At 50.9% G+C, this 11,578-nt stretch carries 14 protein-coding genes; 9 read left to right on the top strand and 5 right to left on the bottom strand.

Features of this window, described 5'->3' with window-relative positions; all coding sequences use genetic code 11:
• Positions 1–22 precede the first annotated feature (22 nt).
• Positions 23–1,420 (top strand): Fe-S cluster assembly protein SufB, encoded by a 1,398-nt coding sequence (sufB, locus tag ACLIN2_RS25170; protein WP_092273348.1) that lies wholly within the window; start codon positions 23–25, stop codon positions 1,418–1,420.
• Positions 1,421–1,819: 399 nt separating this feature from the next.
• Here the strand turns inward: sufB and ACLIN2_RS25165 are convergent, their stop codons facing one another.
• Entirely contained in the window at positions 1,820–2,035 is a 216-nt protein-coding gene (locus tag ACLIN2_RS25165; protein WP_411502478.1) for a VanW family protein, read from the bottom strand.
• 329 nt (positions 2,036–2,364) lie between these two features.
• Here ACLIN2_RS25165 and ACLIN2_RS25160 point away from each other — a divergent pair, with 329 nt between their 5' ends.
• Together ACLIN2_RS25160 and ACLIN2_RS25155 are read left to right on the top strand one after the other, a co-directional pair.
• Positions 2,365–2,949 carry a sigma-70 family RNA polymerase sigma factor gene (locus ACLIN2_RS25160; protein ID WP_411502477.1) on the top strand — a complete coding sequence of 195 codons (585 nt, stop codon included), beginning with the start codon at positions 2,365–2,367 and terminating at the stop codon, positions 2,947–2,949.
• Positions 2,942–3,811 carry a hypothetical protein gene (locus ACLIN2_RS25155; protein WP_411502476.1) on the top strand — a complete coding sequence of 290 codons (870 nt, stop codon included), beginning with the start codon at positions 2,942–2,944 and terminating at the stop codon, positions 3,809–3,811. The genes ACLIN2_RS25160 and ACLIN2_RS25155 overlap by 8 nt, the downstream gene beginning before the upstream one ends.
• Positions 3,812–3,938: 127 nt before the next feature.
• Here the strand turns inward: ACLIN2_RS25155 and ACLIN2_RS25150 are convergent, their stop codons facing one another.
• A complete protein-coding gene (locus tag ACLIN2_RS25150; protein WP_411502475.1) occupies positions 3,939–4,232 on the bottom strand; it encodes a hypothetical protein in 294 nt (97 codons plus the stop codon).
• A gap of 115 nt (positions 4,233–4,347) precedes the next feature.
• Here ACLIN2_RS25150 and ACLIN2_RS25145 point away from each other — a divergent pair, with 115 nt between their 5' ends.
• From ACLIN2_RS25145 to ACLIN2_RS25130, 4 genes are all read left to right on the top strand, one after another.
• Entirely contained in the window at positions 4,348–4,662 is a 315-nt protein-coding gene (locus ACLIN2_RS25145) for a hypothetical protein (RefSeq protein WP_411502474.1), read from the top strand.
• Positions 4,663–4,755: 93 nt separating this feature from the next.
• Positions 4,756–5,292, top strand: coding sequence for a suppressor of fused domain protein (locus tag ACLIN2_RS25140; RefSeq protein WP_400584663.1), 537 nt, complete (start codon positions 4,756–4,758; stop codon positions 5,290–5,292).
• 16 nt (positions 5,293–5,308) lie between these two features.
• Complete coding sequence (locus tag ACLIN2_RS25135; RefSeq protein ID WP_411502473.1) at positions 5,309–5,776, top strand: NUDIX domain-containing protein; 468 nt, start codon at positions 5,309–5,311, stop codon at positions 5,774–5,776.
• Positions 5,777–5,789: 13 nt separating this feature from the next.
• Positions 5,790–6,500, top strand: a complete 711-nt coding sequence (locus ACLIN2_RS25130; protein WP_411502472.1) for a nucleotidyltransferase domain-containing protein — start codon at positions 5,790–5,792, stop codon at positions 6,498–6,500.
• 41 nt (positions 6,501–6,541) lie between these two features.
• Here ACLIN2_RS25130 and ACLIN2_RS25125 read toward each other — a convergent pair whose 3' ends face one another.
• Positions 6,542–7,480, bottom strand: a complete 939-nt coding sequence (locus ACLIN2_RS25125; RefSeq protein WP_092273365.1) for a DMT family transporter — start codon at positions 7,478–7,480, stop codon at positions 6,542–6,544.
• 153 nt (positions 7,481–7,633) lie between these two features.
• Between ACLIN2_RS25125 and ACLIN2_RS25120 the strand changes: the two genes are divergently transcribed.
• Complete coding sequence (locus tag ACLIN2_RS25120; protein WP_411502471.1) at positions 7,634–9,067, top strand: PLP-dependent aminotransferase family protein; 1,434 nt, start codon at positions 7,634–7,636, stop codon at positions 9,065–9,067.
• Between the two features lie 75 nt (positions 9,068–9,142).
• Positions 9,143–9,358 (top strand): hypothetical protein, encoded by a 216-nt coding sequence (locus ACLIN2_RS25115; RefSeq protein ID WP_092273371.1) that lies wholly within the window; start codon positions 9,143–9,145, stop codon positions 9,356–9,358.
• On the opposite strand, the gene ACLIN2_RS25110 is transcribed toward ACLIN2_RS25115, so the two are convergent.
• Positions 9,351–10,493: a Ger(x)C family spore germination protein gene (locus ACLIN2_RS25110; RefSeq protein WP_411502470.1), complete on the bottom strand. Its 1,143-nt coding sequence runs from the start codon at positions 10,491–10,493 to the stop codon at positions 9,351–9,353. The genes ACLIN2_RS25115 and ACLIN2_RS25110 overlap by 8 nt on opposite strands.
• Positions 10,490–11,578 (bottom strand): GerAB/ArcD/ProY family transporter, encoded by a 1,089-nt coding sequence (locus ACLIN2_RS25105; RefSeq protein WP_411502469.1) that lies wholly within the window; start codon positions 11,576–11,578, stop codon positions 10,490–10,492. The genes ACLIN2_RS25110 and ACLIN2_RS25105 overlap by 4 nt, the downstream gene beginning before the upstream one ends.

Here is an 11,578-nt window from a genome sequence, read left to right as displayed (position 1 = left end):
GAAAATAAAGGAGTGAGCAACGATGGCTAAAAAAGCCCCTGAAATACAGGATTACCAGTACGGTTTTCACGATAAGGACGTTTCCGTATTCCGTACGAAAAAGGGTCTGACACGCGAAATCGTCGAAGAAATTTCGCGTATCAAGGACGAGCCAGCATGGATGCTGGAGTTCCGTTTGAAGGCTCTGGATATTTTCAACAGCCTCCCAATGCCAAAATGGGGCGGCGATCTGGATTCCCTCGACTTTGACAGCATCACCTACTATGTGAAGCCGTCCGAAAAACAAGGTCGCAGCTGGGATGAAGTACCAGAAGAAATCAAAGCGACTTTTGATAAGCTGGGGATTCCTGAGGCGGAGCAAAAGTTCCTCGCGGGTGTATCCGCTCAGTACGAGTCTGAGGTTGTTTACCACAACATGCAGGAAGACCTCGAAAAACTGGGCGTTCTTTTCTGTGATATGGACTCTGCCGTGAAGCTGTATCCAGACATCGTGAAGGAGTACTTCGCGACCGTTATCCCAACAGCAGACAACAAGTTTGCTGCTCTGAACTCGGCTGTATGGTCCGGTGGCTCCTTCATTTACGTACCAAAAGGCGTAAAAGTAGAGACTCCGCTGCAGGCTTACTTCCGCATCAACTCCGAGAACATGGGTCAGTTCGAGCGTACCCTGATCATCGCGGATGAAGATTCCTTCGTTCACTATGTAGAAGGCTGTACAGCTCCGATCTACAGCACGGACTCCTTGCACTCCGCGGTTGTAGAAATCATCGTAAAAGAGCGCGCACGCTGCCGCTACACCACGATCCAAAACTGGTCCAACAACGTATACAACCTCGTTACCAAACGTGCGGTTGCTTACGCGGATGCGAACATGGAATGGATCGACGGCAACATCGGTTCCAAGCTGACGATGAAATATCCAGCGGTTATCATGAAAGGACCTCGCGCAAAAGGTACTGTTCTTTCCATCGCGGTAGCAGGAAAAGGACAACACCAGGACGCAGGTGCGAAAATGATTCACCTGGCTCCGGATTGCACATCGACCATCATTTCCAAATCCATCTCCCGTGATGGCGGTAAAGTAACCTATCGCGGCCTGTCGCAGTTTGGACGCAAGTCGGAAGGCTCCAAGTCCAACATCAAATGCGACACGCTGATTCTCGATAAGCTGTCCACGTCCGACACGATCCCGTACAACGAGATCATGAACGACAACATCACGCTCGAGCACGAAGCGACTGTTTCCAAAGTATCCGAGGATCAGCTGTTCTACCTGATGAGCCGCGGCCTTTCCGAAGCAGAAGCAACCGAGATGATCGTTATGGGCTTCATCGAGCCGTTCACCAAAGAACTGCCGATGGAGTATGCGGTTGAGATGAACCGTTTGATCAAATTCGAAATGGAAGGCAGCATCGGTTAACCCTTGCGCCACAAGGGTTTCCGGGCTTCGTAACATGTAAATACGTGTCTGTAGTGACTTTGACGCTCCCATGCCCAAGTCGCTCGGACACGTATTTTTTATTTTTTATTGCACGCAAGTAAAGCCCTCCTGCGGATTTTTTGTCCGAGAGGGCTTGTTTAATGAGGCAGGTCATATTTTACTTCAGAATAGTTGTGAATCATGAGCTCTTGATGTGTGATTTTCCTAGTTCGTTTATCGATGACTCTTCGCCATATTTCATTCTCTCGGAAGTTCTTTCCTTCGATATGATGAAATTGATGATTTTTTTCTTCCAAATGGTAGGAATACGGTAATTCGCTCTCGCAAAATACAATGCCTTTTAGATTGAGATAACAACAATCCCTCTATATATCCTTTTCACGCTGTAGGCTTGCCAATTAAATGCCAAAAGGAAAAGGTCTCCCCTGGCTTGATGACAATACCGTTCATGGATTGTAGAGCAATCCTCAAGTTGGTTATTTTGTTTTCCTGCAGCTTCGGATCAGAGGCTCCTAATTTTCGCCTTAAAAGAGATTGATGACGTTTGATCACATGTGGAAGCTGGTCAACGGAGCGCTCTTTTGCAAAATTCACGAAAAAATTGCTGCTCGTTCTCTTTACGCGAAGCTGAAGGACTCTAAGTTTATATACCAAAGGTAATTTAACGAGGATTTGTTTTATCATTGAGCTGGTCACCTATCAATAATGGAGTTTTTGAGGGCGAATGAGCTTTGTTGATAGTCTCGGAGTTCTCGCTAAGGTAGATGAGCATGTATTTTTCTAGTATTTGTTTTGGGAGAGATATTCGGTGAAGGAAAAATACCTTCAGCAAATTTGTTAATGCTTTTTGGATAACCGCGTATTAACATATGTAAATTTCCTTGAACAGTCGTAACAGACAGCAAAGGTGGAAAGGAGGAGAGATGTTGGAGAGTGCTCAACTAAACAAGGAGATTTACCAGATGCGAAAAGACGAGCTTCGTGGAGGCGTTATCTCCGCTGAACAGTTTACACAAATATATGAAGAGTATTTTGACCGGGTGTACAAGTATATCTACTACCGGGTTCAAAATCAGTATGAGGCAGAGGATATTTGCAGCCAAGTGTTTGAGGCAGTCATTTCCAAGTACGATCATTTCTCAGAGGAAAAAGCCAAATTCGATGTGTGGCTCTTTGCGATTGTACGAAATGCCGTGACGGATTACTTTCGCAGAAAGAAAAAGAGATTTCATTTTTCGCTGGATTCCATTACCGATTTGATTCTGCCGAAACCGTCCCCCGAAGAGCTGGCCATCCGGGACGATGCTCATCAGGCCTTGTTCCATGCCTTGGCAAAGCTGCGGGACAAAGAACGCAATATCCTCGCATTGAAATTTGCCGCCAGCCTGAAAAACGCAGAAATCGCTGAGCTAATAGGGGTTAGCGAGTCCAACATTGGTGTCGTCGTCTACAGGAGTTTAAAAAAGCTACAGAAAATCTTGGAGACAGGTAGGTTCAAGGATGAGTAAAAAACACAATTGGGAAGATTGCCGAGATGCCGTTGATCTGCTTAAGAAGAGTGAGATCGAGCGCACTTTAGCAAAGGAGCGAATTTACAAACGTCTGCTGCAAAAAATCGAGGCGGGAGAAGTTCAGCCTCAAGACTTGAAAAAGGATGGGATGACGATGATGAAAAGAAAATGGAAAACGGCTACAGCCGCTGCTGTTGCACTCATGCTCATTGGCGGAGCGCTTTCAACGACCTCTTACGCGCAAGGGATGATTCAATCCATTCTGGCCCGTTTTCAGGTGGGGAATATGGAAATCAGGCAAGTGGACAAGGAACGGCCAGCAGTGGAAAGCCATGAGTCTGTCGATCAGGAAAAAGCAGCTGAATCCCGTGAAGTGAAGCTGCCCGCACAGCCTAAGCTGTCGCTGGAAGAAGCACGTACGACCATTGGCATCAATTTCCCGGCGCCAGCCTGGATGGCTGATTTTGCATACGTCAACACCGTGATCCATGGAAAAAGCATGGTAGAGGTTCAGTACTCACAAGGCGAGAAAAGCGTGAACTTCCTGATTTCGCAGGGAGGAGAAAACGGCATCGAAACCACCGGCCAAGTAAAAACAGAAGTACTCGCAGGAAAGAAAGTCTACTATGCGAACGGGATTGTGATTTGGGAGGATGAGGACTTCACCGTCGAGATGTACGCCCAAGAGGATTTTGACACCGCAACACTCGAAAAAATCATCAAAAGCTTCGCGGTCGGCAAGCCTTTGACGCAGCAACAAGTCGATCACGCCAAAGCCAATCTGGACAGCGTGATCCAAACAGAAAGATCAAGGCAGGCGGCTCCGGCAGCTCCAGCTAGAGACGAGCGCAAACAGTAGAGCTCCCAAACGGAAGAAGTGCCCCAAAAAGAAGCTTTTTCCCCAAAAAAATAGACAAATCAAAGGTTGCCAACTCGATGGCAACCTTATTTTGTTCCACCATTCACTAAAAGTACGTAAGGTACAATCAGCTCGCAGGAGAAGACTGTTTCCAGGCGGAGCGACTGTGGAGTCCCACCCGAGGCAAAAGAATCGCCACCCTTGATTCACTGCGCAGCGGCGCGACTTTGGCGATTCCCTCGGAAGCATGGCGCAGCGGCCAGCAACCACCCCCAGTAGGACGCAGCCTGGAGCGCAGAATGGAAACAGGCTTCTCCACCCCGACTGCCCAGCCAGCCCTGACTTGCTTGAAAAAGGGGCTGATCCCTGTCCTACGAAAGGGGGTCAGTCCCAAGCCATGAGGGTTGTTTTTTATTCTCATGCACGACGCCTCCCACAGCGGCGGATAGGGTTGTAGGAAAAAAAGAAGCGGCTATAATTAGATGAAAACGATTCTCAACAAAGGCTGGATCGAGAACGAGTGGGGGTGAGAGAGAATGAAGCCCCTTCATCGAATCGATTTTTCTGCAGGTTACCTCCTTGATTTGATCGTACTCGGGCTGGGTATCGGGTGCACGCTGTTAGGCTATACGACATCGGCTTCCTTGTCCGTGAAAGAAAGCGAGCAGGACAGCGTCGCTTCGTTCCTCGCATCCATTCAGGGGGTGGGCTCATTCCTTGGCCCTATACTTGGGACGTACCTGTATACCTTGCACGTCGTGGTGCCCTATGGGATGTGTGTCGTCCTGCTTGCATGGACTCTGCCATTTGTGTATCGCAAGAAAAAGGAGATCGCCAGCAGCGCGCTCTGAAAGATGGGGACAAAGATAGGCAATGCCCGGCTCTTTCTTTGCAGATTTTCGCTTATACTGTAGATAAAGCTGATGCAGGGCAGGGAGTCACATATGATAGTAGTGAAGCAGTTGTTGGACCACGGCGAGCGGGCTTTTGGCAGCCGGGGGAATCTGTATCAATCAGAGGAAGCGGACGTTTTGATTGCCGTTTATCCGCCCACCCAAAAACGAGGATGGTGGACGTACGTCACACTTGAGCTGCACCGGACAGGTGCCTGCGAGTGTCTCATGTACTCTTACCGCTTTGAGCGCGAGATGATCACCTTGCTGGCCCGCGTAGCCAATCAGGTCATCGAAAAATGGGTGCAAGAGCGCAGGCGCCTTACGCCGGGAGATGCCTTTTTTCTGGGAAGCTCGATTCAGGAGTCTTCCCATTTGGACTTTGTGATCACGACACCAGCTGATTTTGAAGAGGATGGCTTTGACTATTATACGAACGGCGTAGAAGTCATCCCTTTCCTGATGCTGCATGCCATCGCATCATCGGAGGCGTCGTTTGCGATGCAGCACGGATTGGATGCATTGGAGGACTTGTTTATACGTACCGGTGTCGATTCCCTGGACTTCAAGCGTAACCCAGCCATATGAGAAGGGAGCGAGCGGGATGAAAACAGTTCGAATGAGAGTGACCGTAGTTGTCGAGCATCAAGGACAAATCCTGTTGATTCGGGAAAAATCAGGTGGTGCAGTCGGGTATAGTCTCCCGGGTGGAAATATTGAGTTTCTGGAAGCGCTGCCAGATGCGACCCGAAGAGAAGTATGGGAAGAGACCGGCTTGAAGGTGGAGATGGATCGCCTGCTCTGGGTGGACGAACGCATCGATCGGGCAGGAGATGGAAAACATACGATCGGGATCGCTGTCTTGGCAAAAGTTGTGGGAACTGAGACGGCTCCTATACCAGGGGGGGTTGAAGGCGAACAGATCGAGTGGGCGGGCTGGGTATCGCTTACGGATTGGAAAACGCTACCCCAGTATCACATTACCAGACAGGAGGATGTCCTAAAAGCACTCGAAGGTGATCATTACAAGCCGGCATACATCGGAAACATGCTCGACAAAGAACAGTCATGATGAGGGAGCAGCCATGAGCCAGGACTTCATGCAATCAGTATGGAAGCAGGCGCCAGAGCTGGCAGGGCATCTATGCTATTTAGCTTTTGCCGGAAGCCGCAGCTACGGCACAAGTACAGCCGGCAGCGATATCGACCTGCGAGGAATTGCTTTTGCGCCGGTGGAAGCGGTCTTTGGGCTGCAGACGTATGAGCAGACCATTTTGGCAGACCCCGATCTGGTCGTCTACGCACTGAACAAATATATACGCCTTGCAGTAAAGGGAAACCCGAATATCGTGGAGATGCTCTATGTGGAGCCAAAGAATATCGTGTACGCAACCGAGGCGGGAGAGGAGCTGCGAGCCCATCGGGAGCTGTTTCTCTCCAAGCGGTTGTATCACTCGTACGGCGGCTATGCCATCCGAAATCTGCGCAAGCTGGCGAGCGAAAAAGAAGCGTACGACGCGAAAAATGCTCATCACCTGATCCGTCTGCTGCAGATGGGACGAGAGCTGCTGGAGACGGAAGAGCTGCTCGTATCGCGGCCAAACGCGCAGGAGCTTGTAGCGATTAAACAAGGGAAATGGCCAGCAGCCGAATTGCTCGCCTATGCGGAGAAGCTGTTCGCCCAGATGACGATTGCGCATGAGAGCTCCAGCCTGCCGGAAGCGGTAGATGCAGAAGCCGTTCAACAGCTGGCGATTCGTCTAAATCAGGCATTTTACTCGAAAACACGGCAATAAAAAGCAACACCGACCGCAAAAAAAGTGGTTGGTGTTTTTCGTTACGCCTTTTGCCGCACAGATGCCGTCCGTCCCTTGGCCACAGATGCGACTACGATCACGCAGGCTAGCACGGCACCGAGCGTAACAGACTCAGCGAGCAGGAAGTACGAGGCGAAGATGGTGAGAAACGGCTGAAGATACTGAGTCTGGCCGACTCTTGCCACCCCACCGATTGCCAGCCCATGGTACCAGGCGAAGAAGCCGAGAAATTGGCTGATGACACTGACGTAGCTAAAACCGATCCACGCTGTCAACGAGGCGTTCTGGAGCTGGGAGAGGAGCGGGCCTGCGATGGGGATGACGAGAAAAGGGAAGGAGAAGACCAGGGACCAGCTAATGACCTGCCAGCCGCCCATCGTACGTGCGAGCTGTCCCCCTACTGCGTAACCGATTGCCGCGGAAATAACAGCGGCAAGCAGCGACAAATCTGCCCATTGCAGCGCCCCGAATCCTGAGCTTGCCGCGTACACAAGAATGGCGAGACAGGCAACACCGCTAGAGAGCCAGTACATGCGAGCAGGGCGCTCCCCGGAGAAAAAGGCCGCAGCACCAGCAGTCGCGAGCGGCAGGAGCGCGATGATGATGGCACCGTGAGTGGCAGGAACCCGCTGCATCGCCCAAGCAGAGAAATAGGGAAAGCCGATCACCACACCTCCTGCGACGAGAAGCAGCTGCCTTGTTTCCTTCCAGGTCGGAGTGGGAACGCGTCTGATGAGCAAAACAATCGCTGCCAGGATCGCAGCGACCAAAGCGCGTCCCAGTCCGGCCGTCATGGGTGTCAGAGCGGTTAGGGCCACTTTTGTTGCAGGCAGGGTCAGGCTAAAGCTGCAAACCCCCAATAGTCCGTAGAGCATCCCCGCTTTTTCATTGGATATTCCCTGCGCTATCGAGGCAGGAGGAGTGATCTGTTTTTCTTTCATGGATACGTCCACTTTCATTGAAATCGCCTTCCTTTGTTTGGCTAAAGCTGGTTTTCCCCATCGTAAGGCGAGTGGCGAAGATTGAGTAGAGCCAATTGGCAGGAGGTCTGGTAGGCCAATTTGTCGAACGTCAAAGTACGAGAATTTATCTTGGAATGGAGGATGGCGACAATGGAGTGGCAGCCAGACAAGCAAGCAGATACCCCTGTCTACCAACAGATTGCCAAGTGGCTGGAGCAGCAAATCATTCTAGGTGATTTGCCGCCTGGCACTTCCTTGCCAGCAGAAAGGTCGCTGGCTCAGCGTTTGGGTGTAAACAGAGGAACGGTATCAGCGGCATACGAAGAGCTGCGCTCAGCTGGATTACTGCAATCCTGGCAAGGAAGCGGGACATGGGTCAGCCGGCATTTGTGGGGGGTGCAGCGGGTGCCGAACTGGCACAAATATACGAACGGGGGCGCATTTTTACCTGCGTATCCTCTCGTCAAAAGAATCCAAGAGGCATGCTACGATTCGTCGATCATCAATTTGGCAAGGGCCGAGCTGGCGACGTCGCAGATTCCCTCTCTCGACACGCAGGAGCTGCAGCGACTCTCCCAATCCCATTTTGAGCTGGGGTACTCGCACCCAAAAGGGGATCCGGGCTTGCGTGAAGTCCTTTCCGAGCACCTCAGATCGCAGTATGGGATCACAGCGTCTCCGGAAGAGATCCTCGTCACATCGGGAGCCCAGCAAGCCCTGCATCTCATCTCGCTTTGCCTGCTGAGCCCGGGTGATGCGGTGGCAATGGAGGGACCGTCCTATTCGTATTCCTTGGCTTTGTTTACGTCGGCAGGTCTGAGGCTGTACCGGATCGCGATGGATGAGGAAGGAATCCTCGTGGACGACATCCGTCACCTGCATCGCGAGCACAAGCTGCGTATGGTTTTTGTCAATCCGACCTACCACAATCCGACGGGAACGGTGCTCAGTGACCAGCGGAGGAGGCAGCTTCTCGACATTTGCATGGAGCTGCGCATTCCACTCGTCGAGGATGACGCTTACGGAGCTCTAACGCTAAAGGACAGCAAAAGACCGCCACTCCCGATCAAAGCGATCGATCCCAGTGGAACGGTCTTGTACGTCAATAGCGTTTCAAAAACAGTCGCACCTGGATTGCGGATTGGCTGGCTAGTCGGGCCCAGATCTGTGGTAGAAAGACTAGCGGATGCCAAGCAGCAGATGGATTTTGGCACGAGCAGCATATCCCAGCAGCTGGCGAGGATCTTTTTGGAAAGCGGCAAATGGCGCGAGCAGATGGAAAGGCTCCCAGCCTATCTCTACCAACAGCGACAAGCGATGCTGGATGCTTTGAACGCCTGTCTGACTGACGATGCCGAGTGGCGCGTCCCGGAAGGCAGCTATCATGTATGGTGTCGTCTGCGCGAGCCTCGAGACGAGCGTGTATTGCTGGATGCCGCTATTCGCGAGGGAATCGTCTTTACGCCCGGTACAGTGTATGGCGCAGAAGTCGGATGGATGCGTTTGACCTATTCATGGGAAGAGCCGGATGTGATTCGGGAAGGAATGGTTCGACTGCAGAGAGCTATTCACAAGACTCGCTAGGAAAGCTGAGACTATAACAAGCTGTGTTTGACCGATACTAGAGAGAATCGGTATTGGGCGAGATGAGGTGAACACATGGGCTTTTCCTTGGTGATTGGTTATTTAGAGTCGCTGACATCCTACTATTTGGGTCTGCTCCTTCTTGTGACGGGACTGATCTTGCGTTTTCGCTATTATGTGGCGTATCAGAACAGACTGCTGACGCGCGATGCAAAATATGCAAAATTCGGCAGCTACACGCTGTTTATTTTGTGTGTAATCGTTCTGATTACCCATTATATTATTATTTGAACTGACCAATCCGCCTGATAAAGACTTCAACGCTGACATGGACTTCCGCGTCCTTGAAATTTTGATCCCAATTCTTTTCATGGGTCTTCCAATACGCGTACTGATGTCTGCGGAGCTCCTCGCCGAACCCAAAAATATCTGTCTGGTAAGTCTTCTGCATCTTTTGGATGAACGACTCCGCTTTTCTTTGGACAATCTTGTTCATCTGGATTTCTTTTTTTCGCAGCTTTTCGATCGTCGGCTTGTTTTTTAACCCGTCCTCAGCCAAATTGCCTTCCCCTCTGATCCGTACCGTAAATACGGGTTTTCCGTTTCTGATTTCCGTATGGATTTGGGACCGGACTGCCTTTACCTCCATCGTCGTAAATCCAGGGATGCCACCTTCGGGATTTTGCAAAATGACCTCGTCGCCTGCAGAAAAGGTGCCGTTGATCCAGCGAAGGGATTTGACCTCTTGATCCGAAAGCCACCCGATTAATTTATCCCCCTTCATGATAGCACCGCCAGCCATTTTCACTTCGTGCGGTTCGATGGTGATCCTCGGCAAAACGCTGTTGCTGCCGCTGTGAAAATTGGTAGAAAACTGGCCGATGGAGACCGTGTTGGGAAGGCGTGCTGTTTTGGATTCCCCTTCCTCTGTCAGCTTGCTGATGTACTGTCCGGAAACAGGCATTAATCTCGGTTTTACAGCCAAAGCGCTTTTTCCCATCCCTTTTGCGATGACCAGCTTAATTTTTCTTCGGGATTCATGGTCGCGAAAGAATAGATCGAGCGCATGACTGATCCCGTCCTTTGCCATTTCTTCGCCGATGATAATGATCTGCAGATGCTCGTAGTACGGCTGCCTGGCGACGCGTGTTGCCATAAGCCGAATGCACTCAAAAATAGAAGGTCCCGTAGATGTCGCATTCCAGATGGGAGAAATATTGGTGCTGCTTATACGGCTAGACAGGGCACGCGCCTCTGTGAACTGTGCTGAATACTCGTAATAAGAGCGTTTCCCCTTCTCGGGAAGGTTTTTATCGATGGCAATCGCCATGACAAACAGACGCTCTTGGATCTCGACGCGATCCCAGCAGCCGCTCAAGAGCAAGGGAAGAACAGCACTAAGAAGCAGGAGGGCACGGCGTTTCATGCTGATTTCCTCCTTTTTTTCCATTTGTACACGAGGACGAGCCAAATAGGCACGACAGCGATCAGGGAAACGCCCAGCCAGCTTGCCCATTTACTCCATTTATCCACCTCCAAAATATTGCGGGGCAGGACCGCGATCAGAAAGACGAGAGGAATCATGTACAAGGCGATGACGCGATGCTCCTGAAGCCCCAGCATTTGTGAAGCAATGAGACTGGCGCAGTAGTGGAACATCACGATGGTCGTGACCGAAAAGGGAATCCAGACCATCATCATGATCGAGTCCAAGCGTTCGATAAACGCGCCGGGAACTTCGATGTTTTTAATGATCGCAAGCGTCGGGTATTCGACCAAGGTTACCTCTGATTTTCCCAGGACGGCTATACACAAAATCGTAACGATGACGTACAGAATCATCGTAGCACCGATGGAAATCAATGCGGCTCGCTGTGCGCCTCTTGGCTGCTCCATGAACGGCTGGATGAACAGCAGGATCTCAAATCCCATAAAGGAAAAAAAGGTTGAAGGCAACGCGTGCATGAGTGGTTGAATCCCATCTCCGAGAACAGGCAGGATTCTCCCAAAATCCGTATCGCGGATCGTCTGGGTCAAGACGAGCAGAAGTAACAGAAGGGCGAGGGGCTGGATGAACTCGTTAAAGCGGGCGATCGCATTGACGCCGTGCAAGACCAGATAAGAACTGATGGTAAGCATGCCAATAATGATGACCTCAACAGGAGTCAGGTCCAGCAGGAACAGCTTGGTCACATCGGCAGAGATGCGTACCACTGTCCCGACAAACATCAGAAAATAGAGCAGAAAAGCAAGCAGGACGATCGTTCCTAACATTTTCCCGATCAGCGTCGGAGCATAGTGAATGATGCTTTTGCCAGGGAAGCGATTTCCGAGATAGGCCATGATCGACACAGCTACCATGGCCAGAAAGCCTGCTGCAAAGATGACGATCCAGCTGTCGACACCAGCTTTGGCCCCAACGGTTTCTGGCAAGGTCAATATTCCCACGCCTACCATAGCGGCAAACAGCTGGACAACGATTTGCGAGGTCGTTAATCGATCCTTTATCAC

Origin of the sequence: Brevibacillus centrosporus (genome assembly GCF_046622605.1) — a bacterium.
Lineage (GTDB): Bacteria > Bacillota > Bacilli > Brevibacillales > Brevibacillaceae > Brevibacillus > Brevibacillus centrosporus.
The sequence above is the reverse complement of the archived record's forward strand: the minus strand, read 5'-3'. Positions and strand labels throughout refer to the sequence as shown.